Origin of the sequence: Blautia sp. HCN-1074 (assembly GCF_037890165.1) — a bacterium.
Classification (GTDB): domain Bacteria; phylum Bacillota; class Clostridia; order Lachnospirales; family Lachnospiraceae; genus Blautia_A.
In genome coordinates, this window is record NZ_JBBKBP010000002.1 from 317923 (window position 1) to 341441 (window position 23519).

Genomic DNA, 23519 nt, shown 5'->3' on the forward strand with positions numbered 1-23519 from the left:
ATGTTTGAATATACTAAAATTTAAGGTTACCGGGCACAGAATGATCAGTAACAATTTAAGAGAGCAGGTCCTGCATTGTTTTGCAGGCAATGCAAGGCCTGTTTTTATAGGAATAACAGGAAGTCCTTCTGCATATTTTATAGCAATACATGAACGTTATGTGTAAATATGCAAGGGGGCTATTTTTATGGAAAATTTTCAGGTGTACCGTGATATTCAGGCCCGCACCGGGGGCGATATATACATAGGGGTCGTAGGACCTGTCCGTACAGGAAAATCTACTTTTATACGCAGATTTATGGAAGTCGTGGCATTACCGCAGATGTCAGAGAGTCGTCAGGCAGAAATCAGGGATCAGCTTCCATTGAGCGGATCAGGAAAGATCATTACTACCGTAGAAACAAAATTTATTCCCAAAGAAGCAATTCCCATCACTCTTGGAGAAGACCAGAAAGTAAAGATACGCCTGATCGACAGCGTGGGATTTCTGGTAAAAGACGCCTCCGGACATACTGAAGAGGGCAAAGAGCGAATGGTAAAAACTCCCTGGTTTGAACAGGCAATTCCATTTCGGGAAGCGGCCCGTATCGGAACTCAGAAAGTAATTGAAGAACATTCCACGATAGGAATCGTAATTACGTCCGATGGAAGTTTCGGTGAACTGCCAAGAGAAAATTTTGTGGAAGCAGAAGAGAAGACGATACAAGAACTAAAAAAACAGCAGAAACCATTTATTGTCCTGGTCAATTCGCAGATGCCGTATAAAGATGAGGCTTTAAAGACAGCAGAAGAAATTCAGCAAAAACATCAGGTCACTGCTTTAACAGTAAACTGCGATCAGTTAAGAAAAGAGGATATCACCCGTATTTTGGAAAAAGTTTTATATGAATTTCCAGTTAGCCAGATTCAGTTTTTCATCCCGCGATGGGTAGAAATGCTCCCGATGGATCACGAGTTAAAACAACAGCTTCTTACCCAGATCAGGGAGAAAATGAAGCAAATGCAGCATATTCGTGATATCACAAAGGAATTTATACAATTATCAGGACCATATGTGCAGGATTCACTTCTGGAAGATGTGGGATTATCTGATGGAACAGTAAAAGTCAGAATACGAATCAAGGATGAATATTATTACCAGATGCTCAGTCAGATGAGTGGAATTAAAATGGAAAGCGAGTATGAATTAATCCATACTATGCGGGAACTGGTACATATGAAAGAAGAGTATGTGAAAGTACAGGCAGCACTGGAATCCGTACGGGGAACCGGGTACGGAGTAGTTGTTCCAAATCTGGATGAAATTGAAATCGCGCAGCCGGAAGTGATCAGACAGGGAAATAAATATGGAGTGAAAATAAAATCCAAGAGCCCGTCCATTCATATGATCAGGGCAAACATAGAAACAGAAATTGCTCCGATCGTAGGAACAGAGCAGCAGGCAAAAGATCTGATAAAATATATTGATGAGGGAAGCCAGCGAGGAGAGAGTATCTGGGAAACAAATATTTTCGGTAAATCCATTGAACAGCTGGTGCAGGATGGTATCCGAAGCAAAATAACAGCCATCAGTGAGGAAAGCCAGGTAAAACTTCAGGATACCATGCAGAAAATTGTCAATGACAGTAAGGGCGGACTTGTTTGTATTATTATATAAATATAGCATATTAAAAAACTTATATAAAAGCAACAGACCTATAACTTGTCAGAAGATATGAATTATGACAACTTGAAGAAAAAGCAGATTAGGTTACTGCATCAATAGATAGTTGATTCGTATCTCCTGAATCCGAGCTTTTATTACCTTCAATAACAACCTTATTAGGGAGGCATACGATAGTGCCTCCTTTTTCGTCGATTGATTTCTGCTTCATACATAAATGATCCGGACAGTCAGCCGAGAGCATGTATGCCTTTCCATCTTTAATTTCGCATACGTTAGTATCATTGATTTTAATAATCTGATCTTTTGACAAAGAATAAGTACCGTATTCCTGCCCATCTACTGTGATTTTAATAGATCCATGCCTGCCTTTATTTACAAAAGACATACCACCCCACAACGCAAGTGCCAGAATAAGAATAGCACTTATAAAAATGATTTCTTTTTTCTTCAAGATTTTTACCATCTTTCTCAATTTTTTATGACTGCATCATAACATGAACAAAAAATAATAGCAACTGACTTCTGTTTGTGGTATGGTTATTTATAGACTGATAAGAAAAAAAGGAGAGGGTTTTATGGGAAAATATATTATGGCGCTGGATGCCGGAACAACCAGTAACCGCTGCATTTTATTCAATGAAAAAGGAGAACGCTGCAGTGTAGCCCAGAGAGAATTCACACAGTATTTTCCAAAACCAGGCTGGGTAGAACATGACGCAGACGAAATATGGGCCAGTATGCTTGGTGTTGCTGTAGAGGCAATGACTAAGATCGGAGCAGATGCCTCACAGATTGCAGCCATCGGAATTACTAATCAACGTGAGACGGCAATCGTATGGGATAAGAATACCGGAGTACCTGTCTATCATGCTATTGTATGGCAGTGCCGCAGAACGTCAGAATACTGTGACTCACTGAAAGCTAAAGGATTAACTGAGAAATTCCGTAAAAAAACCGGGCTGGTAATAGATGCTTATTTTTCAGCAACCAAAATAAAATGGATTCTTGACCATGTGGATGGAGCCAGGGAGAAGGCAGAGAAGGGAGAGCTTTTATTCGGCACAGTAGAAACCTGGCTGATCTGGAAACTGACAAAGGGAAAAGTACATGTTACCGATTATTCCAATGCCTCAAGAACGATGCTGTTTAACATTAATACTTTGCAATGGGATCAGGAGATCCTTGATGAACTTGGTATTCCTAAATCAATGCTTCCGAAACCAATGCCGTCCAGCTGTATTTATGGAAAATCAGATCCGTCAGTTTTTGGAGGGGCAATTCCGATTGCCGGGGCAGCAGGTGACCAGCAGGCAGCTTTATTTGGACAGACATGCTTTAGCGCGGGTGAAGCAAAAAATACTTATGGCACCGGTTGTTTTCTTTTGATGAATACAGGAGACAAACCAGTATTTTCAGAAAATGGCCTTGTAACTACAATTGCCTGGGGACTGAATGGAAAAGTCACTTATGCCCTGGAAGGTTCTATTTTTGTTGCAGGTGCTGCAATTCAATGGTTGCGTGACGAATTAAAAGTAATCGATTCTTCCGAAGATTCAGAATATATGGCAAATAAAGTATCAGATACGCATGGCTGTTATGTAGTACCGGCATTTACCGGACTGGGAGCACCTCACTGGGATCAGTATGCAAGGGGAACTATCGTAGGAATTACCCGCGGTGTAAATAAATATCACATCATTCGTGCAACTCTGGAATCTATTGCCTACCAGGTAAATGATGTATTAAATGCCATGAAAGCAGATTCAGGTATCAATCTGGCTTCTTTGAAAGTAGATGGCGGAGCCAGTGCCAACAATTTCCTGATGCAGACACAGGCCGATATTATCAATGCACCAGTCAACCGCCCATGCTGTGTGGAAACAACTGCAATGGGGGCAGCTTATCTGGCCGGACTGGCAGTAGGTTATTGGAGCAGTAAGGAAGAAGTGCGTAAAAACTGGTCCATTGATCAGAAATTTTATCCATCTATCACAGATGAAACCAGACAGCAGAAGATAAAAGGATGGAATAAGGCGGTAAAATATTCTTATGGATGGGCTCGTGATGAATAATTAAGTCAATCGGATATTCGCAATTGAAGCAGGGGACTTACTTGATTTGGTTAAATCAAGTCCCAACATTTTATCAGTGTACCTAAATAAAATTCAGCGTATTGACAACCTTACAGAGATGGTGGTACGGTAATACAGTAATTCCGGTGCGAACCGAACAAAAGTACATAAGAATATTGAGGTGCGAAAAAATGCAGGAAATGAAACCAATCAAAGAAGGTAAAGTACGTGAGATTTATGACAACGGTGACAGCCTGATCATGGTTGCAACAGACCGCATCAGCTGCTTTGATGTTATCCTGAATAACCAGGTAACAAAGAAAGGAACTGTACTGACTCAGATGTCCAAATTCTGGTTTGATATGACAGAAGATATTCTGCCGAACCATATGATTTCTGTAGATGTAAAAGATATGCCTGAATTCTTCCAGCAGGAGAAATTTGATGGAAATAGTATGATGTGCCGTAAGCTTGAGATGCTGCCAATCGAATGTATCGTACGTGGTTACATTACCGGAAGCGGCTGGGAAAGCTACAAGAAAACCGGTAAAGTCTGTGGTATTGAGTTACCGGAAGGCCTGAAAGAATCAGACAAACTTCCTGAGCCTATCTATACTCCGTCTACAAAGGCAGAGATTGGTGATCATGATGAAAATATTTCCTATGAGCAGAGTATTGCTCACCTTGAGAAATATTTCCCGGGAAGAGGAGAAGAATTAGCTGCAAAACTTCGTGATAATACCATTGCACTTTACAAGAAATGTGCGGAATATGCATTAAGTAAAGGAATCATCATCGCAGATACCAAATTTGAGTTTGGACTGGATGAAGAGGGAAATATGGTAATCGGTGATGAGATGCTTACACCTGACAGCTCTCGTTTCTGGCCGGCAGAAGGCTATGAACCAGGACATGGACAGCCGTCCTTTGACAAACAGTTTGCCCGTGACTGGCTGAAAGCAAATCCGGACAATAACTGGACTCTTCCACAGGATATCGTAGATAAGACGATTGAAAAATATCTTCAGAGTTACGAAATGCTTACTGGTAAGAAATTAGCCTGATTATTTATCCGTATATTCTGGCGGGAAACAAATATATGATTTTGTAAATACTGTTATCTGAATGTAATAACTTCGGATAGCAGTATTTTTTTGTAAAAAATCAATAAAAATATAGAAATCAATTGACATTTTTGATACAATTCATGTATAAGCAGTAAAAAGAAGCACATTTTGCTGATTATCTTACAAACTTATAGATGAGGGAGAGAAAGTTTATGAAGACACTGAAAAAAATCTTTTTTGTTTTATTAATGATGGGCATTTTAACTGTGCCTGTATTTCAGGTACAGGCTACAGAAAATGATGTTCCGGTTACCGAGCAGCCTTCGCCAACACCATCAGCTGTTCCAATAAGAGAACTGGTTACAAAAGGTAATAAAATATATTACTACTATAAGGGAAAAATGGTAAAAAACACATGGAAACGATATAATGGTTACAAATATTATTTCGGAGCCAATGGGAATGCCGTTCGTGGTGGTCAGCGAATCAATAATGTAGTCTATGTTTTTGATGAAAAAGGACGCTTATTTGAAAAGAAAGAAAACAGAATCGTAAAATCCGGATCTAATCGTTACCATATAAGTACAAAACATGGCCGCGCCACAATTGGATACTTCATATATAAAAACAATTTATATTATGCAGACCCTAAAGGAAGATTGTATCAAAACAAATCCAGACAAAACGGTCAACTTTATTTCACCAGTTCCGGTGCTGCAAGAAAAGACTATAATGCGCTATTAAAAATGCGTGTCATGAAAATAGTTGCATCAATTACAAACTCAAGTATGAGCCAGAGTCAGAAACTTTATGCATGTTGGAAATACGTTGTTTATGGCGGCTTTTATTATGGTGGCCCGGATCCTAATCTTTACCAGAGTGGATGGGCACGTAGTGAAGCACTGCGAATGTTTAGTACAGGTTATGGCAATTGTTATGGATTTTCCTGTATTTTTGCAGCCCTCGCACGTGAGGTAGGATATACTCCATATATGGTTTGCGGCAGAGTACCCGGAAGCAGAGATGGAGCGGCAGATGGGTTTACACGCCATTGCTGGGTAGAAATAAATGGCCTTTACTATGATCCGGAGGCTCAGTATGCAGGATGGATGACTGGAGTTTATGGATACGACTATTATCCGATCAGTCATCAGATTCAGAGAGTTGTAAATTTCTGTACATATTAATTTTGAAAATTATCTGAGAAAATTTCTGAAATGAGGTGTTTCTATGGCGAGCAGAATTGCGGTGATTGGAATTATAGTTGAAGAGCCTGATTCTGTGAAAGAGCTGAATCAGATTCTTCACGAATATGGTGAATATATCATAGGAAGAATGGGAATCCCATACAGACAGCGTGGTGTTAATATTATCAGCGTGGCGATGGATGCCCCCCAGGATATGATTAATGCAATGACAGGAAAAATCGGGCGGCTTGCAGGGATTTCTGCAAAAACAGTTTGCTCAAAAAAGGCAGAAAACATATAACAAGAGGGGGATTACATAGTGTTAGCAGATTTAAAAATGTTAGAGAGTATCCAAAATACGCAAAGTATTTCAAGGGAAGAATTAGGCTCGATTTTACAGACACAAGATTCCTTTCTGATACAGGAACTTCATAAAAAGGCACAGCAGACAGCGATACAGATCTATGGAAATAAAATATATATCCGCGGTCTGATTGAATTTACTAATTATTGTAAAAATAACTGCTATTACTGTGGAATCCGCAACGGCAATACAAAGGCCGACAGATATCGCCTTACAACAGAACAGATTCTATCCTGTTGTAAAACCGGATGGAACCTGGGATTTCGTACATTTGTATTACAGGGAGGAGAGGATCCTTATTATACAGATGTGAAAATCTGCCAGATCGTTCAGGAAATTAAATCAAAATATCCGGACTGTGCAGTAACCTTATCCATTGGTGAGAAGAGTGAAGAAAGTTATCAGGCATATTTTAATGCCGGAGCTGACAGATATCTGTTAAGACACGAAACTGCAGATGAAGAACATTACAGAAAACTCCATCCACAACAGATGTCTTTAAACAACAGAAAAAACTGCCTGAAAGTTCTGAAAAAAATCGGCTATCAGACCGGTTGCGGATTTATGGTAGGATCACCGGGACAAACGGTAGACACCCTTTATCAGGATCTTCTGTTTATTAAAGAATTGAAACCTGAAATGGTTGGCATCGGACCTTTTATTCCTCATAAGGATACTCCGTTTGCAGATCAGCCTGCAGGGACACTGGATCTGACATTGAGATTATTATCAATCATCAGACTGATTCATCCACATGTTCTTCTGCCAGCGACAACTGCACTTGGAACAATTGATCCTAAAGGAAGAGAGAAGGGAATTCTGGCTGGTGGAAACGTCGTAATGCCTAACCTTTCTCCGGTTAATGTCAGAGATAAATACAAACTTTATGATAACAAAATCTGCACCGGTGACGAAGCAGCAGAATGTAAGGCCTGTATGGCAGCAAGAATGAAGAGCATTGGTTATGAAGTAGTGACGGACAGAGGCGATTATAAGGTCTGAATGTAAAGCTGATTTTTCTGAAGTTCCAGAATGCTTTACAAAAAGAGTCACTTCTGAATAACTTAAGCATCCGCAGTATGCGGAATATAAAACTGAATATAGAAAAATAAAAACTAATCGGAAAGCAGTTGATAAGAAAGCTCCTGACCGAAAAGAAAGGAAAAAAGCCTATGTATAATCCAAAATCATTAAAAGCAGAAGAATTCATTTCCGACGAGGAAATCCGGGAAACCCTTGCCTACGCTGACGCAAACAAGGAGAATGTGGAACTGATCGATCAGATTCTTGCGAAAGCAAAAGAATGTAAAGGTCTTACGCACAGAGAAGCGTCTGTTCTTCTTGCCTGTCCAATTCCTGAGAAAATTCAGGAGATGTATGATCTGGCAGCGGAAATCAAGAAAGAATTCTACGGAAACAGAATTGTTTTGTTTGCGCCTCTGTATCTGTCTAACTATTGTGTAAATGGCTGTGTATACTGCCCGTATCATAAGAAAAACCAGCATATTGCCCGTAAGAAATTAACACAGGAAGAAATTGTAAAAGAAGTTACCGCATTGCAGGATATGGGACATAAGCGACTCGCTATTGAAGCGGGTGAAGATCCGCTCAATAACCCGATTGAATATATTCTGGAATGTATCAAAACGATCTATAGTATCAAACATAAAAATGGTGCGATCCGTCGTGTAAATGTAAATATCGCGGCTACAACAGTAGAAAATTACCGTAAATTAAAAGAAGCCGGAATCGGTACTTACATTCTTTTCCAGGAAACATATCATAAAGAAAGCTATGAAAAACTTCATCCAACAGGGCCAAAACATAACTATGCATATCACACAGAGGCAATGGACCGCGCGATGGAAGGTGGCATTGATGATGTCGGTTTAGGTGTATTGTTCGGACTGGAACTTTACAGATATGAATTTGCAGGACTTCTGATGCATGCGGAACATCTGGAAGCAGTTCATGGTGTAGGACCGCATACGATTAGTGTGCCACGTATCAAACATGCGGATGACATTGATCCGTCTGCATTTGACAACAGTATCAGCGACGAGATTTTTGCAAAAATCTGTGCACTGATCCGAATCTCTGTTCCATATACAGGTATGATTATTTCAACAAGAGAGAGTCAGGCTGTTCGTGAGAAAGTTCTTCCTTTGGGTGTTTCTCAGATTAGTGGAGCTTCAAGAACCAGTGTCGGTGGATATGATAAGCCTGAAACGGAAGATGAGATTACATCTGCTCAGTTTGATGTCAGCGATCAGCGCACGCTTGATGAGATCGTAAACTGGCTGATGAATATGGGAGACATCCCAAGCTTTTGTACTGCCTGTTACAGAGCCGGAAGAACCGGTGACCGTTTTATGTCATTGTGCAAAAGTAAACAGATTTCAAACTGCTGTCATCCAAATGCCTTGATGACTTTAATGGAATATTTACAGGATTATGCAAGTCCTGAAACTAAGAAAGTCGGTCTGGAACTGATTCAGAAGGAACTCGAAAATATTCCAAGTGAAAAAGTAAAGAGGCTTACAGAAGAACATCTGGCAGATATCGTAAATGGGCAGCGTGATTTCAGATTCTGACAGAAATCAGCTGCGAAACAGTTATCCAGTGTAGAGCCACGTCGCAAACGCGAATGATTTTATTCGTTTGACTTATTATATTGTGAAAGGAAAAAATATGGCTGTTACATTAAATGAAACACCTTCTGCAAATCGTCTGCATATTGGAATCTTTGGAAAAACGAACAGCGGAAAATCTTCATTTATCAATGCGTTTTCCGGACAGAAAGTATCTATTGTAGCAGATGTTGCGGGAACTACTACGGATCCTGTATACAAGGCTATGGAAATTTACCCTCTCGGTCCCTGCGTCCTGATCGACACGGCGGGATTTGATGATAAAGGTGAGCTTGGAGCTTTACGTATCGAAAAAACAGAACTTGCAGCGCAGAAGACGGACCTGGCAATTATTCTCTTCTGTGAAGAAGAAATGTCGCAGGAATTAAAATGGTATCGTTACTTTAAAGAGAAAAATACGCCTGTGGTTCCCGTTCTCAATAAAACAGATCTGTACACGCAGGAAGAAAAAGAAAAACTTGCTCACCTGATTCAAAGGAACACAAAGGAAGAAGTCTGTCTGATCAGTGCTAAAACAGGAGAGGGAATCCGTAATTTGAAGGAACTGCTTGCCCGAAGTATTCCGGAAGGATATGGAAACAGGATGATTACCGGTGATCTGGTTGATACCGGTGACCTGGTTCTGCTTGTGATGCCACAGGACATTCAGGCACCAAAGGGGAGACTGATATTACCACAGGTGCAAACTTTAAGAGAACTATTGGACAAAAAATGTCTGGTAATGAGTGTGACAACAGATCAGTATCTGTCAGCCTTGGAAAATCTCGCAGTACCTCCGAAATTAATCATTACAGACTCGCAGGTATTTTCCTATGTATATGAAAATAAACCAAAGGAGAGTATGCTGACTTCTTTTTCAGTTCTTTTTGCAGCATACAAGGGAGATTTACCATATTATATAGAAGGCGCAAAGGCAATTGATACTCTTAATGAAAATTCACATGTTCTCATTGCAGAATGCTGTACCCATGCACCTCTGAAGGAAGATATCGGAAGAGTGAAGATTCCGCGAATGCTCAAAAAACGTTTTGGAGAGAAACTGGATGTAAGTCTGGTAAGCGGAACAGATTTTCCTGATGACCTTACTAAATATGATCTGATCATCCAATGCGGTGCCTGTATGTTTAATCGCAAATATGTAATGTACCGTATTGATAAAGCCAGAAATCAATATGTCCCAATGACGAATTATGGAATAACGATTGCTCATCTTACAGGAATTTTAGAGCACGTTGCACTTCCATAATTTGCAGAATATTTTGCAGAAAGCCTTTTTCAAACACGCTCTAAGATGAGCACCTAAAATATAATTTGTAATTGCTGAAGAGACCATTATACAAGGAAGTATGGTGGTCTTTTTGTTTATTTTATCGATCAGATAAACACGAATAATTAATTTAACCAAATCAAGTAAGTCCCCTGTTTCAATTGCGAAGAGCAATAAGCAGTGGGTGGGGACTTGCTTGTATCAGAAGGGGTACAAGCCCCTTCTGATAAACTGCGAAGCAGTTATTTGGTTATGAGCAAGTAGCGAAAGCGGATTGCGAATATCCGATTGACTAGAAGCCAGGTAAGTCCCTTGCTTCAATTACCAAGAGCAATAAATTAGTTATTTGTTGTAGAAACATATAGCAAAACGGATGGTTTTATCTTCTTAACTGCATATTTCATAGTATTTCAATATACTTTATTTTAAATACATATATTTTATTGCAATGTATTGACAAAAACGTCATGTTAGTTTATACTAACTTATAGTTAGAGATAAATAACTACTAACACTATAAGAAAGCATAACTATAATATAGCACTCATAAAATATACTAAAATCAGGAGGACAATATATGAGTATCGTAATCGTAGGTGGACATGACCGTATGGTGGCACAGTATAAGAAAATATGTAAATCTTATAAATGCAAATGCAAAGTATTCACACAGATGGAGGCAGACCTCAGTAAAAAAATAGGATGTCCGGATCTGCTCGTACTTTTTACAAATACTGTATCTCATAAAATGGTAAAGTGTGCTCTGGATGAAGTTGGTTCTTCTACAGATATCGTTCGTTGCCATACCAGCAGCGGAAATGCACTGAATGGTATTCTTGAAACACGTTGCTGCTAAGCGACGAATTGTAAAATTAATTAATAAACCTGAAACATTGACTACTTTGCGATATCAATACTACATATCGAATGCATGAATGAAGTTTAATTATTATGCAGATTGCAGTAATATAACAACGAATAAATGAAAAAATTTATTAATGTTTACAGATGAAAAACTTTTTCAATAAAAATATCAACAAAGTTATTGACATCTAACCAAAATTAGAATACACTAACCACATGGTAAAGAAAATGTTTATCATTTATTAAATGCAAAGGAAGGGATGAAGAAATGCCGTTATCAATGGTAAATGCCGGTGAACCTTTTACAATCAAAAGGATCGGTGGCAAAGAAGAAGTTAAGAGACATCTTGAAGAGCTCGGATTTGTAGTAGGAGGAGTTGTCACAGTTGTTTCTGAGATTAACGGAAGCCTGATCGTCAATGTTAAAGAATCCAGGGTTGCCATTGGAAAAGATATGGCAAGCAAGATTATGGTCTGATCCATAATTCTTCCTGTGAAAAAGCATTAAAATTCTAGGGAAAGAAGGGAAATAAGCTTGAAGACATTAAAGGAAGTACGTGTTGGAGAGACCGTCCGGGTTCAGAAACTTACCGGCGAAGGTCCGGTCAAGAGAAGAATCATGGATATGGGAATCACTAAAGGCGTGGAAATTTATGTAAGAAAGGTTGCACCTCTGGGAGATCCTGTAGAAGTAACTGTAAGAGGATATGAATTATCCTTACGTAAAGCAGATGCCGAAATGATTGTCGTGGAATAATTTTTTTTGGCATTATGTTAGGTCTTTCTAACAATTAGTGTAATCTAATAGTTAACAAAAGCTAAGTATTAGCGATGACTAATAATTGTTGAGAGTGATATCAACAGTAGAAAGATTGGATAAAGCGGTCAAAATAATAGAGATCAAGAAATCAGAGGAGAGAGATTATGTCAGTAAAAATTGCACTCGCAGGTAATCCGAACTGCGGTAAAACGACATTATTCAATGCACTGACCGGCTCAAATCAGTTTGTAGGTAACTGGCCAGGTGTAACTGTCGAGAAAAAAGAAGGTAAACTGAAGGGACACAAAGATGTTGTCCTCACTGACTTACCTGGTATTTATTCTTTATCACCATATACACTTGAAGAAGTAGTTGCAAGAAATTACATTCTTCAGGAAAAACCGGATGCGATCATCAATATCGTTGATGGTACCAATATTGAGCGTAACCTGTATCTTACAACACAGATTCTGGAACTTGGGATTCCGGTCATCATGGCAGTCAACATGATGGATATCGTTGAGAAAAACGGTGATACAATACATATTGATAAGCTGAAAAAGAAACTTGGCTGTGAAGTTGTTACTATTTCCGCTCTGAAGGGAACAGGGATCACAGAAGCCGCAAACAAGGCAGTTTCCATTGCCCAGAGCCATAAGAAAGTAACACCTGTCCATGAATTCTGCGATAAAGCAGAAGAGATTATCGGAGCAGTTGAGAATAAACTGACCGGTGTAGTACCGGAAGAACAGAAGAGATTCTTCGCAATCAAGCTTCTCGAGAGAGATGACAAGATCATTGAGCAGATGAATACATCCGTAAATGTATCTGCCGAGATCAAAGAAATGGAAAATGAGTTTGACGACGATACAGAAAGTATTATCACAAATGAGAGATATGTTTATATTTCTTCTATCATTGGTCAGTGTGTGACTAAGGCAAGAAAAGATAAGCTTTCCACATCTGATAAGATTGACCGTATCGTTACCAACAGATGGCTGGCACTGCCGATCTTTGCAGTTGTAATGTTTATTGTGTATTATGTATCTGTAACTACAGTTGGTACTTTCGTAACTGACTGGACAAACGATGTTCTGTTTGGCGAGATCATTCCTCCGGCAATTGAATCCGGACTGAATGCGATTGGCTGTGCAGCATGGTTACAGGGACTGATCCTTGACGGTATCGTAGCCGGTGTCGGAGCAGTTCTCGGTTTCGTACCTCAGATGCTTGTACTGTTTGCATTCCTTGCATTCCTTGAGTCCTGTGGTTACATGGCTCGTGTAGCATTTATCATGGACAGAATTTTCCGTAAATTCGGCCTTTCAGGTAAATCCTTCATTCCAATGCTTATCGGCAGCGGATGCGGTGTTCCTGGTGTTATGGCTTCCCGTACAATCGAGAATGACCGTGACAGAAAAATGACAATTATGACAACCACATTCGTTCCTTGCGGAGCTAAACTTCCGATCATTGCCATGATCGCAGGTGCGTTCTTCGGAAACAGCGGATGGGTTGCAACAAGTTCTTACTTTGTTGGTATCGTAGCAATTATCTGCTCCGGTATCATCTTAAAGAAAACAAAAATGTTTGCCGGTGATCCGGCTCCGTTCGTTATGGAGCTTCCTGCATACCACTGGCCAACAGTCAGCAACATCTTAAGAAGTATGTGGGAAAGAGGCTGGTCCTTCATTAAGAAAGCCGGAACAATCATCCTTCTTTCAACAATCATTCTGTGGTTCTTAATGAGCTTCGGATGGGAAGGCGGAAGCTTCGGTATGGTTGAAGAACTTAACGAGAGTATCCTTTCTAAGATCGGTACAGCAATCGCATGGATCTTTGCACCTCTTGGCTGGACAAAAGCCGGCGAAGGATGGAAGATGGCAGTTGCAGCAGTTACAGGTCTGATCGCAAAAGAGAACGTAGTAGCTACATTCGGTATGCTTTATGGATTCGCAGAAGTTGCAGAAGACGGTGCTGAGATCTGGGGTAACCTGGCAACAGCCATGACACCGATCGCAGCTTACGGCTTCCTGGTATTCAACCTTCTTTGTGCTCCTTGCTTCGCAGCTATGGGTGCGATCAAGAGAGAAATGAACAATACAAAATGGTTTTTCTTCGCAATCGGATATCAGTGTGGACTTGCATATCTTGTGTCCCTGTGTATCTACCAGATCGGTACACTGGTCACAGGCGGTGGTTTCGGTATCTGGACAGTGGTTGCATTCGCAATTATCATCGGATTTTTATATCTTCTGTTCAGACCTTATAAGGAAAGCAGCAGCCTTAATGTAAATGTAAAAGGTATGGCAAAGGCCAGATAAAATAGTAAGCAAACCAGAGCCTGCGTCCTTCAGTGATGTGGGCTCTGATAAAATAATCAGTTGCAATAGTATACCTATCTATGTATCATGTGAAGTAGATATTGTACTGAGTAGAATAGATTATACTATATGGAGTAACACAAAAAGTCGGCAGGAGGTGTCGGTTATGGGAACTTTTGTTGTAGGAGCAATTTTAGTTTTGATCGTCGGACTCATGGTAAGAGGAATCGTAAAGGATAAAAAAAGCGGTAAATCATCATGTGGTGGTGATTGCAGTCATTGCAGGGGATGCCATTGATCAAAGAGCAGCCGTAATTATTTAGAAGTCTACTATCTCACAAGGATACTAAACAGTTACAAACAGACGATTAACAGGAATAAATTAAGCGGAAGGATGATGTAATTTTGGGAGCAGCAGCATTACAAAGACAAAGAAATTGTGAAGAACCCAATTACCAGAGAACCCAGATGCAGAAAGATGTTGTAATCCAGGAGTTAAAAAAGCGAGGATGCAGGATTACCAAACAAAGAAGAATGTTGTTGGAAGTCATTCTTGAGAATGAGTGTTCCTGCTGTAAAGAAATTTATTACAATGCATCCCGCCTGGATCCGGGCATTGGATCAGCTACGGTGTACCGCATGGTAAATCTTTTAGAAGAAATCGGTGCGATCAGCAGAAGAAATATGTATAAGATCGTAAGAAATCCGGATTGTAAAGACGAGAGTGTCTGCACGATCGAATTGGATGATAATACCGTCCAGAAATTATCAAGAGACAATTTTAATAATGTAGTTCTGGCAGGGCTCAAAGCCTGCGGATACATTGATAATCAGGAAATTGAAAGAATGTTTGTAAATTCCTGTGACTTTAAACATTGAAAACAAGTAATATTAAGATAGATAAAAATATCCGCCGGAAACTACTGAACAGGAAGTTTTCGGCTTTTTTCTTATTACACTATATTTTGTAGTGTGAGCATAGAAATTCCGAAAACATTTTGGTATAGGTACAATTTATATAAAACGTCTGTTATATCAATTTTGCCTTTTTATGTGATAAGATGAAAATGTTTCTCAACAAGAAAAAAATAGTAGAAATATGAAAACATTGGTTGTATAATACATAAAATAAAATAACCTGATGTCGAAAAGGAGGACAAAATAATGATTAAATTTGACGCAAAAAAAACAGGAATCTTCGCAGCAGGAGTAGCTTTTGGAACAGCAGGTATTAAAGTTCTTACAAGTAAAGATGCCAAGAAATTATATACAAACTGCACAGCAGCCGTTTTACGTGCAAAATCCTGCATTATGAAAACAGCTTCCACAATTCAGGAAAATGCTGAAGACATTTACGCTGAAGCACAGCAGATCAACGAAGAAAGAGAAGCAGCTGAGGAAGTAGTGGCAGATGCAGCTGAAGAAACAATAGAAGATACAACAGATTTTAAAGAAGAGACAGAAGAAACAAAAGAAGAAGGCAGCGAAGAATAATGAAATTTGCTATTAAGCATGAAATCAAAGGGAGAATCCGTATTCATCTTGCTCAGAAGCACATGACTTACAGACAGGCAGATATCCTGCAGTACTATCTGGAGGAACAGAAAAATATCAGCAAAGCTTCCGTTTATGTAAGAACACAGGATGTGACTGTTTATTACTCCGGAAGCAGAGAAGAGCTGATCCATCTGTTGAGCAGATTTTCTTATGAGACAGCCCAGGTGTCAGATTCTGTTCTGGAGAATTCCGGACGTGAATTAAATGAGACATACAAAGAAAAACTGATTAATTCTGTAGTATTACGTGCATTAAACAAAATGTTTCTGCCATACCCGGTACGTATGGTGATCACTACAGCTAAATCCTGTAAATATATTTATCATGGAGTACGCACTCTGATGAAAGGCAAACTGGAAGTTCCTGTTCTGGATGCGACTGCAATCGGTGTGTCTATGCTTCGTGGTGATATCAATACCGCAAGTTCTACGATGTTCCTGCTTGGAATTGGTGAGATTCTCGAAGAGTGGACACATAAGAAATCTGTAAACGATCTTGCGAGAAGTATGTCTATTCATGCAGAAAAGGTATGGCTTGTAAATCCGGAAGGTCAGGAAGTTCTTGTACCTGTTTCCAGCATTAAAGCGGGGGATCATGTTCGTGTACATATGGGAAATGTGATTCCATTTGACGGAAATGTTGTTGCCGGAGAGGCAATGGTCAACCAGACTTCTCTTACCGGTGAATCACAGCCAGTCCGTAAAGCAGAGGGAAGCTTTGCTTATGCCGGAACTGTTCTCGAAGAGGGTGAGATTACTGTCCAGGTAAAAGAAGCCGCAGGATCCAGCCGTTATGAAAAAATCGTCGGTATGATCGAGGATTCTGAGAAACTGAAATCTTCTGTAGAGAGTAATGCCGAACATCTGGCAGACAGACTTGTTCCATACACTCTCGCAGGCACAGCTGCAACTTATCTGATTACCAGAAATATGACCAAAACTCTGGCAGTGCTCATGGTAGATTTTTCCTGTGCACTGAAACTTGCCATGCCTATTTCAGTATTGTCAGCAATCAGAGAAGCAAGTACTCACAGTATCACTGTAAAAGGTGGAAAATACATGGAAGCAATGGCAGATGCCACAACAATCGTATTTGACAAGACAGGTACGCTTACCAAGGCAAAACCGATAGTTTCTGATGTTGTATCTTTCAATGATGAACTGAGTGCAGATGAACTTCTGCGTATTGCAGCATGTATGGAAGAACATTTCCCTCACTCTATGGCAAGGGCCGTAGTAAATGCCGCAAAAGAAAGAAATCTTGTCCATGAGGAAATGCACTCCAAAGTAGAATATATTGTAGCTCATGGTATTTCTACTACTATTGAAGGCAAGAAAGCCGTAATCGGAAGCTGGCATTTTGTAATGGAAGATGAGAAGTGTGTGATTCCGGAAGGAATGAAGGATAGATTTGAACGTCTTCCGTTAGAATGTTCTCATTTATACCTTGCAATCGAAGGCAGGCTTGCGGCAGTTATCTGTGTGGAAGATCCTCTTCGTGAGGAGGCAGCAGATGCAGTACGTGAGTTAAAGGAAGCCGGAATCACAAAAGTTGTTATGATGACCGGTGACAGTGAACGTACAGCGGCAGCTATTGCAAAACGTGTCGGAGTAGACGAATATTATTCTGAAGTTCTCCCTGAAGACAAGGCTTCCTTCGTAGAAAAGGAGAAGAAACTTGGCCATAAAGTTATTATGATCGGTGATGGAATTAATGATTCCCTGGCATTATCTTCTGCAAGCGTAGGCATTGCTATCAGTGATGGTGCAGCTATCGCGCGTGAGATTGCTGATGTAACAATTTCAGCGGATAACCTTCATGAGATTGTTACATTAAAGAGATTGAGCACCGCTTTGATGAAACGTATCCATAATAATTACAGAACGATCATTGGTGTCAATGGTGGTCTGATTGCACTTGGAGTGACCGGTGTAATCATGCCGACTACCTCAGCACTGCTTCATAACCTTTCAACACTGACAATCAGTTTAAGAAGTATGAGAAATCTTCTTCCGAAAGAAGAGGAAATTTAAATAAAAAGAACCATATTTAACCGGCATCATCGTGAGATTGAAACTATCTATACGATAGACCGGGAATATGGTTCTTTTTCATTTTAACCGAATCAAGTAAGTCCCCTGCGGAAGTTGCGAAGAGCAATAAGCAGTAAGTAGGACTTGCTTGTATCAGGAGGGGTACAAGCAAGTCCTGATAAACTACGGAGCAGTTACTCATATAAATTCATTGATTACTGTACGTCTGCAATAAATTTCTTAATAGCTGTAAAACTCTCTGAGCTGATTGCATGTTCCATCTTACATGCGTCCTCAGCAGCAACTTCCGGATCAACTCCGATTGAAGTGAGCCAGTTAGTCAGAAATGTGTGTCTTTCATAAATCTTGTCTGCAATTTCCTGTCCGGTTTCAGTGAGATTGATATATCCATTCTCATCAACCGTGATATAATTATTTGCTTTTAAATTCTTCATTGCAACACTGACACTTGGTTTGGAAAAAGAAAGTTCATGTGCCACATCAATAGAACGGACGTTTCCGTTTCTCTCCTTTATCATAAGGATCGCTTCAAGATAGTCTTCTCCAGATTCATGTATCGCCATACCAGGATCCTCCTTTTGCTTTATTGTGATGAATTATAACATAAATTTGTATTTCCGTAAAGAAATCTGTGGAAAACTATTGACAGAACAGGAAAGCATGCTATAATAAAATCAAACAAATGAACAAGTGCTCATATGTTAATATAAAAAATATGAGCCAGAAAGGAAAGTATACTATGAAAAAGACTTATAAGATTGATGTAGACTGTGCAAACTGCGCAAACAAAATGGAGGAAGCTGCTAAGAATACAGCAGGTGTTAAGGATGCAACTGTTAACTTCATGATGCTGAAGATGATCGTTGAATTCGAAGACGGACAGGATCCGAAAGCAGTTATGAAGGACGTATTAAAGAACTGTAAGAAAGTAGAAGACGACTGCGAGATTTTCCTTTAATTTCAAATGATTCCAGGGACTGTTGCATAAAGAATCACTTTTACGGCATATGGCTTGCCGGAAATGTTTAATGCAACAGTCCCGCTTTTATCATATATCCAGGAATTTATACCATAATTTTTAAGACGGCTTCGCGGGATTAATACCGTAACTTTTACAGAACTGCTATAGATACAAATAATGGATACAACATAAAAACGGGGAGGACATAGAATATGAACAAGAAGCAAAAGAAAATGCTTGTCAGAATCATCATATCACTGATTCTAGTGGTCGTTTTTTCAGGACTTCCGATAGATGAACATCAGAAATTTGGAACTTACCTGAGATTTGGGCTTTTCATGATTCCATATCTGATCATTGGTCATGATATTCTGAAGAAAGCATTAAAAGGTATCAGAAATAAACAGGTATTTGATGAGAACTTTCTGATGGCTGTAGCTACCATAGGCGCTATTCTTCTGGGTGACTATACAGAGGGTACCGCGGTTATGCTTTTCTATCAGATTGGAGAGCTTTTCCAGGGCTATGCGGTAGGAAAGAGCCGCAGAAATATCAGTGAGCTGATGGATATCCGCCCTGATTATGCGAACGTAGAACAGGATGGTAAGTTAGAACAGGTTGATCCGGATGAAGTTGAGATTGGAACGATCATCGTTGTACAGCCAGGTGAGAAAGTACCGATTGATGGTGTGATCACAGAAGGCACTTCTACATTAAATACCAGCGCACTGACAGGCGAGAGCCTCCCGCGCAACGCAAAAGTGGGAGATGAAGTAATCAGTGGATGTATCAATATGACTGGTCTTTTAAAAATCCGCACAACAAAGGAATTTGATGAATCTACTGTATCCAAGATCCTGGAACTCGTAGAGAATTCAAGCTCCAGAAAATCAAAATCCGAGAATTTTATTTCTAAATTTGCCAAGTACTATACACCGGCTGTATGTTACGGAGCACTTGCACTTGCGATTATTCCTCCAATTGTATTGCTGATTATGGGAAAACCTGCAATGTGGGGGGACTGGATCTACAGAGCACTTACTTTCCTTGTAATCAGCTGTCCATGTGCACTTGTTATCAGTATCCCGTTAAGCTTCTTCGCAGGAATCGGTGGTGCCAGCAATCAGGGTGTTCTGGTTAAAGGTTCCAATTATTTAGAGACACTGGCTCAGACAAAATATGTTGTATTTGATAAAACAGGAACCATGACACAGGGTGTGTTTGAAGTAAGCGGCATCCATCATAATGAGATGGCAGATGAAAAACTGATAGAATATGCAGCACTTGCAGAATGCTCTTCTTCCCATCCGATCAGTAAGAGTCTTCAGAAAGCTTATGGAAAACCAATTGATAGAAATCGTGTTACAGATATTGAAGAAATCAGTGGTAACGGTGTGATTGCAAAGGTTGACGGTGTTTCCATTGCTGCCGGAAATGCAAAATTAATGAAGAGACTTGGTATTTCCTATCAGGAATGCCACCATGTGGGAACGGTTGTACACATGGCTGTTGATGGAAAATATGCAGGACATATCCTGATTTCCGATATCGTAAAACCTCATGCAAAAGAAGCTATCGCAGAACTTAAGAAAGCCGGTATTACAAAAACAGTTATGCTTACAGGTGACTCCAAACGTGTTGCAGATCAGGTTGCCGCTGATCTTGGAATACAGGAAGTATACAGCGAACTTCTCCCGGCGGACAAGGTATCTAAAGTAGAAGAACTTCTCTCAAAGAAAACAGAGAAAGAGAAACTCGCATTTGTAGGTGACGGTATCAATGATGCTCCTGTATTATCCAGAGCGGATATCGGTATTGCCATGGGGGCGCTTGGATCTGATGCAGCAATTGAAGCTGCCGACATCGTTCTGATGGATGACGATCCGCTTAAGATTTCAAAGGCTATCAAAATTGCAAGAAAATGTATCCGTATCGTATACGAGAATATCTATTTTGCCATCGGAATCAAGGTTCTCTGCCTGATTCTTGGCGCATTAGGTATCGCAAATATGTGGATGGCGATCTTTGCAGATGTAGGTGTTATGATCATTGCTGTATTAAATGCAATCCGATCATTGTTTGTGAAAAAATTATAACTATTCAGCTGGCTAACCATAAAAATACTGAACAGTTACAAAAATTTATAAGCAACTATATGGTTACTGTCTGAAATGTGGGCGGTAACCATTTGTAATAATATAAAGGAAGGAACAGGTGAAAGAATGGAAGAACGTAAAGATGAAATTTGCGAAGGATGTGAGGTTCATGAAGACCTGTTAAAAATTGTAAACGAAACATTACCGGAAGAAACCGAACTTTACGATCTGGCTGAATTATTCAAAGTTTTTGGAGATTCCACCAGAATCCGTATTCTGTTTGTATTATTTGAAGCTGAAGTATGTGTATGCGATCTTGCTAAAGTACTGAATATGACTCAGTCCGCAATTTCTCATCAGCTTCGTATTCTGAAGCAGAACAAACTGGTAAAAAACCGCAGAGAAGGCAAATCTATTTTTTATTCCCTGGCAGATGACCATGTACGAACAATTATTAATCAGGGACGCGATCATATAGAAGAAGATTAGTTACTGTTCACACGCCACTATCCCGCGAGGTGTTTTGGCATGAGAATGCCAAAATCCCGAGACATACCGCGCGAATTTATGCGAATAGCATAAATTCTGTGCATCGCGAAGCGTGTTACTGGGCACGGAGTGAACAGTAACGAAGATTAAAACAGATATTGGATATTTTTAGATATATAAATATTTTTATACTTGTGATAATATAGTTGTTAAAGAATAAGCAGATATTTTCAGAATATGTTTTAATCTATAATGAGGATAAATAAATGGAATCTCATATTTATGTCGCGATAGATCTGAAATCCTTTTATGCGTCAGTAGAATGCAAAGATATGGGGCTGGATCCTATGATCACGAATCTGGTCGTTGCAGATGCCAGCCGTACAGAAAAAACAATATGCCTTGCAGTTTCCCCGTCCCTGAAAGCTTATGGGATTCCGGGAAGAGCAAGGCTTTTTGAAGTTATACAGAAAGTCCGAAAAGTAAATCAGGAACGTCTGAGATCAGCACCCGGGCACAGATTTACAGGTGAATCATGCGACGATACTGAGTTAAAAAGTAATCCATCTCTGAAAGCAGCATATCATATAGCGCCGCCAAGAATGGCCAGATATATCGAAATCAGTACAAAAATATATCAGACATATCTGAAATATTTTGCACCGGAAGATATGCACGTATATTCTATTGATGAGATTTTTATAGACATCACACATTATATGAAAATATATCAGATGTCTGCACGCAAGCTTACCCAGAAGATCATTCAGGATATCCAGAATACTCATGGACTTACTGCTGCCGCGGGAATCGGTACGAATTTATATCTCTGTAAAATAGCCATGGATATTGTGGCAAAACACGTAGAACCCGATGAGAACGGAGTCCGTATTGCACAGCTGGATGAAATGGAGTATCGCCAATTATTATGGGATCACGAGCCTATTACTGATTTCTGGAGAGTTGGACGTGGATACGCCAGAAAACTCGCAGAAAACGGAATGAAGACAATGGGTGATGTGGCCAGATGTTCCATTGGGCAGCCAAATGATTATCATAATGAAGAATTACTCTATAAGCTTTTTGGCATTAATGCAGAATTATTAATTGACCATGCCTGGGGCTGGGAACCCTGCACTATTGCAGAAATCAAATCCTATAAGCCGGAAAACAACAGTATCTGTTCCGGGCAGGTACTTCAATGTCCTTATAAATTCGAGAAAGCAAGAATTGTCATCCGGGAAATGGCTGAGATGATGGCACTTGATCTGGTAGATAAAGGACTGGTGACAGATCAGTTAGTTCTGACCGTAGGATATGATATAGAAAATCTTTCCAACCCGGCAATCAGCAGGAACTACAAAGGTGAGATTACGATTGACCGCTACGGAAGAAGTATTCCAAAACATGCTCACGGAACTCAGAATCTATCTGGTTTTACCGCCTCAACTTACGAAATCATTGACAGTACATTGAATCTTTATGACTGCATTATGAATCCGGAGTTGTTAATCCGCCGTATCACACTGACTGCCAATCATGTAAAAAAAGAGCAGGATGTTGTTCCTAAAGAAACATACGAGCAGCTAAATTTGTTTACTGATTATGCGGCTATTGAAAAAGAAAAGCAGGAAAAAGAAGCAAAGCTTCAGAAAGAAAAGAAACTTCAGCATGCAATGCTGGAAATTAAGAAAAAGTATGGAAAAAATGCCATATTAAAGGGTACAAATTTTGAAGAGGGTGCAACATCTGTCGACAGAAATCAAAGGATCGGAGGTCACAAAGCTTGAGTAAACCAATAAATGATTCCCAGAAGCAATACCATGATTTTAAAAATAAATATGTCCCTGACAGCCATATGACAAATCATTCCTCTCGTAAATATGATGACATTATCAATCTTCCTCATCCTGAATCATCCTCTCATGTGAGAATGCCCCTGCATGACCGGGCAGCCCAGTTTGCACCCTTTGCAGCACTCACCGGGCATGGCAAAGCGATTCAGAATACGGCAGAAGCAATGGAAGATGAGATGAAGCTTGGCAAGGATGTAACTCTTCTCGAAGACCCCGCTGATCCTGCTTTATGGGCCTGTTCAAAACCTAAGACTGGCAGATAACAAATCAGGAGAAACTTGTTT

23 protein-coding genes are annotated in these 23519 nt (G+C 39.8%); 21 read left to right on the forward strand and 2 right to left on the reverse strand.

Annotated elements, in window-relative coordinates; translation table 11 throughout:
- The first annotated feature begins 187 nt into the window (after nucleotides 1-187).
- Nucleotides 188-1657 carry a stage IV sporulation protein A gene (gene spoIVA, locus WKT11_RS03625; protein ID WP_118410475.1) on the forward strand — a complete coding sequence of 490 codons (1470 nt, stop codon included), beginning with the start codon at nucleotides 188-190 and terminating at the stop codon, nucleotides 1655-1657.
- A gap of 88 nt (nucleotides 1658-1745) precedes the next feature.
- Here spoIVA and WKT11_RS03630 read toward each other — a convergent pair whose 3' ends face one another.
- Nucleotides 1746-2117 carry a NusG domain II-containing protein gene (locus WKT11_RS03630; RefSeq protein ID WP_242986685.1) on the reverse strand — a complete coding sequence of 124 codons (372 nt, stop codon included), beginning with the start codon at nucleotides 2115-2117 and terminating at the stop codon, nucleotides 1746-1748.
- Nucleotides 2118-2241: 124 nt separating this feature from the next.
- Between WKT11_RS03630 and glpK the strand changes: the two genes are divergently transcribed.
- The 15 genes from glpK (at nucleotide 2242) to WKT11_RS03705 (ending at nucleotide 17812) form a co-directional block, all read left to right on the forward strand.
- Nucleotides 2242-3738 carry a glycerol kinase GlpK gene (gene glpK, locus WKT11_RS03635; RefSeq protein WP_117843771.1) on the forward strand — a complete coding sequence of 499 codons (1497 nt, stop codon included), beginning with the start codon at nucleotides 2242-2244 and terminating at the stop codon, nucleotides 3736-3738.
- 191 nt (nucleotides 3739-3929) lie between these two features.
- On the forward strand, nucleotides 3930-4802 hold the full coding sequence (locus tag WKT11_RS03640) for a phosphoribosylaminoimidazolesuccinocarboxamide synthase (RefSeq protein ID WP_117674531.1): 873 nt from the start codon (nucleotides 3930-3932) through the stop codon (nucleotides 4800-4802).
- Nucleotides 4803-5017: 215 nt separating this feature from the next.
- Nucleotides 5018-5992: a transglutaminase domain-containing protein gene (locus WKT11_RS03645; protein WP_340282601.1), complete on the forward strand. Its 975-nt coding sequence runs from the start codon at nucleotides 5018-5020 to the stop codon at nucleotides 5990-5992.
- Between the two features lie 43 nt (nucleotides 5993-6035).
- Nucleotides 6036-6293: a TM1266 family iron-only hydrogenase system putative regulator gene (locus tag WKT11_RS03650; protein ID WP_055058864.1), complete on the forward strand. Its 258-nt coding sequence runs from the start codon at nucleotides 6036-6038 to the stop codon at nucleotides 6291-6293.
- A 36-nt stretch (nucleotides 6294-6329) separates the two neighbouring features.
- Nucleotides 6330-7358 (forward strand): [FeFe] hydrogenase H-cluster radical SAM maturase HydE, encoded by a 1029-nt coding sequence (gene hydE / locus WKT11_RS03655; protein WP_340282668.1) that lies wholly within the window; start codon nucleotides 6330-6332, stop codon nucleotides 7356-7358.
- A 170-nt stretch (nucleotides 7359-7528) separates the two neighbouring features.
- The gene (gene hydG / locus WKT11_RS03660; protein ID WP_117843770.1) at nucleotides 7529-8950 is read left to right on the forward strand and encodes a [FeFe] hydrogenase H-cluster radical SAM maturase HydG; all 1422 of its coding nucleotides are present in this window, start codon (nucleotides 7529-7531) and stop codon (nucleotides 8948-8950) included.
- A 97-nt stretch (nucleotides 8951-9047) separates the two neighbouring features.
- Complete coding sequence (gene hydF, locus WKT11_RS03665) at nucleotides 9048-10253, forward strand: [FeFe] hydrogenase H-cluster maturation GTPase HydF (RefSeq protein WP_117843769.1); 1206 nt, start codon at nucleotides 9048-9050, stop codon at nucleotides 10251-10253.
- Between the two features lie 598 nt (nucleotides 10254-10851).
- Nucleotides 10852-11130 carry a DUF2325 domain-containing protein gene (locus WKT11_RS03670; RefSeq protein ID WP_117674526.1) on the forward strand — a complete coding sequence of 93 codons (279 nt, stop codon included), beginning with the start codon at nucleotides 10852-10854 and terminating at the stop codon, nucleotides 11128-11130.
- Between the two features lie 276 nt (nucleotides 11131-11406).
- Nucleotides 11407-11616, forward strand: a complete 210-nt coding sequence (locus WKT11_RS03675) for a FeoA family protein (protein WP_008703058.1) — start codon at nucleotides 11407-11409, stop codon at nucleotides 11614-11616.
- Between the two features lie 57 nt (nucleotides 11617-11673).
- Complete coding sequence (locus WKT11_RS03680; RefSeq protein ID WP_117674525.1) at nucleotides 11674-11895, forward strand: FeoA family protein; 222 nt, start codon at nucleotides 11674-11676, stop codon at nucleotides 11893-11895.
- 167 nt (nucleotides 11896-12062) lie between these two features.
- Complete coding sequence (feoB, locus tag WKT11_RS03685; protein WP_117843768.1) at nucleotides 12063-14222, forward strand: ferrous iron transport protein B; 2160 nt, start codon at nucleotides 12063-12065, stop codon at nucleotides 14220-14222.
- Nucleotides 14223-14388: 166 nt separating this feature from the next.
- Nucleotides 14389-14520 carry a FeoB-associated Cys-rich membrane protein gene (locus tag WKT11_RS03690; protein ID WP_340282615.1) on the forward strand — a complete coding sequence of 44 codons (132 nt, stop codon included), beginning with the start codon at nucleotides 14389-14391 and terminating at the stop codon, nucleotides 14518-14520.
- Nucleotides 14521-14690: 170 nt separating this feature from the next.
- Complete coding sequence (locus tag WKT11_RS03695; protein ID WP_242986704.1) at nucleotides 14691-15101, forward strand: transcriptional repressor; 411 nt, start codon at nucleotides 14691-14693, stop codon at nucleotides 15099-15101.
- A gap of 285 nt (nucleotides 15102-15386) precedes the next feature.
- Nucleotides 15387-15716 (forward strand): DUF6110 family protein, encoded by a 330-nt coding sequence (locus WKT11_RS03700; RefSeq protein WP_340282617.1) that lies wholly within the window; start codon nucleotides 15387-15389, stop codon nucleotides 15714-15716.
- Nucleotides 15716-17812, forward strand: coding sequence for a heavy metal translocating P-type ATPase (locus WKT11_RS03705; RefSeq protein WP_117674520.1), 2097 nt, complete (start codon nucleotides 15716-15718; stop codon nucleotides 17810-17812). The genes WKT11_RS03700 and WKT11_RS03705 overlap by 1 nt, the downstream gene beginning before the upstream one ends.
- 215 nt (nucleotides 17813-18027) lie before the next feature.
- Here the strand turns inward: WKT11_RS03705 and WKT11_RS03710 are convergent, their stop codons facing one another.
- A complete protein-coding gene (locus WKT11_RS03710) occupies nucleotides 18028-18396 on the reverse strand; it encodes a metal-dependent transcriptional regulator (RefSeq protein WP_117674519.1) in 369 nt (122 codons plus the stop codon).
- Between the two features lie 176 nt (nucleotides 18397-18572).
- On the opposite strand from WKT11_RS03710, the gene WKT11_RS03715 reads away from it, so the two are divergent.
- The 5 genes from WKT11_RS03715 (at nucleotide 18573) to WKT11_RS03735 (ending at nucleotide 23498) form a co-directional block, all read left to right on the forward strand.
- Nucleotides 18573-18791 carry a cation transporter gene (locus WKT11_RS03715; protein WP_019161536.1) on the forward strand — a complete coding sequence of 73 codons (219 nt, stop codon included), beginning with the start codon at nucleotides 18573-18575 and terminating at the stop codon, nucleotides 18789-18791.
- 215 nt (nucleotides 18792-19006) lie between these two features.
- The gene (locus WKT11_RS03720; protein WP_340282623.1) at nucleotides 19007-20890 is read left to right on the forward strand and encodes a heavy metal translocating P-type ATPase; all 1884 of its coding nucleotides are present in this window, start codon (nucleotides 19007-19009) and stop codon (nucleotides 20888-20890) included.
- 126 nt (nucleotides 20891-21016) lie between these two features.
- Entirely contained in the window at nucleotides 21017-21379 is a 363-nt protein-coding gene (locus WKT11_RS03725) for an ArsR/SmtB family transcription factor (protein WP_117674517.1), read from the forward strand.
- 266 nt (nucleotides 21380-21645) lie between these two features.
- On the forward strand, nucleotides 21646-23169 hold the full coding sequence (locus tag WKT11_RS03730; protein ID WP_118135939.1) for a Y-family DNA polymerase: 1524 nt from the start codon (nucleotides 21646-21648) through the stop codon (nucleotides 23167-23169).
- Complete coding sequence (locus WKT11_RS03735) at nucleotides 23166-23498, forward strand: hypothetical protein (protein WP_117674515.1); 333 nt, start codon at nucleotides 23166-23168, stop codon at nucleotides 23496-23498. The genes WKT11_RS03730 and WKT11_RS03735 overlap by 4 nt, the downstream gene beginning before the upstream one ends.
- The last annotated feature ends 21 nt before the right edge of the window (nucleotides 23499-23519 follow it).

Excerpts from the sequence above, each read along its gene's own strand:
- spoIVA (WP_118410475.1), top strand. The coding sequence starts at position 188 with ATGGAAAATTTTCAGGTGTACCGTGATATTCAGGCCCGCACCGGGGGC.
- glpK (WP_117843771.1), top strand. The coding sequence starts at position 2,242 with ATGGGAAAATATATTATGGCGCTGGATGCCGGAACAACCAGTAACCGC.
- WKT11_RS03640 (WP_117674531.1), top strand. The coding sequence starts at position 3,930 with ATGCAGGAAATGAAACCAATCAAAGAAGGTAAAGTACGTGAGATTTAT.
- WKT11_RS03645 (WP_340282601.1), top strand. The coding sequence starts at position 5,018 with ATGAAGACACTGAAAAAAATCTTTTTTGTTTTATTAATGATGGGCATT.
- WKT11_RS03650 (WP_055058864.1), top strand. The coding sequence starts at position 6,036 with ATGGCGAGCAGAATTGCGGTGATTGGAATTATAGTTGAAGAGCCTGAT.
- hydE (WP_340282668.1), top strand. The coding sequence starts at position 6,330 with ATGTTAGAGAGTATCCAAAATACGCAAAGTATTTCAAGGGAAGAATTA.
- hydG (WP_117843770.1), top strand. The coding sequence starts at position 7,529 with ATGTATAATCCAAAATCATTAAAAGCAGAAGAATTCATTTCCGACGAG.
- hydF (WP_117843769.1), top strand. The coding sequence starts at position 9,048 with ATGGCTGTTACATTAAATGAAACACCTTCTGCAAATCGTCTGCATATT.
- WKT11_RS03670 (WP_117674526.1), top strand. The coding sequence starts at position 10,852 with ATGAGTATCGTAATCGTAGGTGGACATGACCGTATGGTGGCACAGTAT.
- WKT11_RS03675 (WP_008703058.1), top strand. The coding sequence starts at position 11,407 with ATGCCGTTATCAATGGTAAATGCCGGTGAACCTTTTACAATCAAAAGG.
- feoB (WP_117843768.1), top strand. The coding sequence starts at position 12,063 with ATGTCAGTAAAAATTGCACTCGCAGGTAATCCGAACTGCGGTAAAACG.
- WKT11_RS03690 (WP_340282615.1), top strand. The coding sequence starts at position 14,389 with ATGGGAACTTTTGTTGTAGGAGCAATTTTAGTTTTGATCGTCGGACTC.
- WKT11_RS03695 (WP_242986704.1), top strand. The coding sequence starts at position 14,691 with ATGCAGAAAGATGTTGTAATCCAGGAGTTAAAAAAGCGAGGATGCAGG.
- WKT11_RS03700 (WP_340282617.1), top strand. The coding sequence starts at position 15,387 with ATGATTAAATTTGACGCAAAAAAAACAGGAATCTTCGCAGCAGGAGTA.
- WKT11_RS03705 (WP_117674520.1), top strand. The coding sequence starts at position 15,716 with ATGAAATTTGCTATTAAGCATGAAATCAAAGGGAGAATCCGTATTCAT.
- WKT11_RS03710 (WP_117674519.1), bottom strand. The coding sequence starts at position 18,396 with ATGGCGATACATGAATCTGGAGAAGACTATCTTGAAGCGATCCTTATG.
- WKT11_RS03715 (WP_019161536.1), top strand. The coding sequence starts at position 18,573 with ATGAAAAAGACTTATAAGATTGATGTAGACTGTGCAAACTGCGCAAAC.
- WKT11_RS03720 (WP_340282623.1), top strand. The coding sequence starts at position 19,007 with ATGAACAAGAAGCAAAAGAAAATGCTTGTCAGAATCATCATATCACTG.
- WKT11_RS03725 (WP_117674517.1), top strand. The coding sequence starts at position 21,017 with ATGGAAGAACGTAAAGATGAAATTTGCGAAGGATGTGAGGTTCATGAA.
- WKT11_RS03730 (WP_118135939.1), top strand. The coding sequence starts at position 21,646 with ATGGAATCTCATATTTATGTCGCGATAGATCTGAAATCCTTTTATGCG.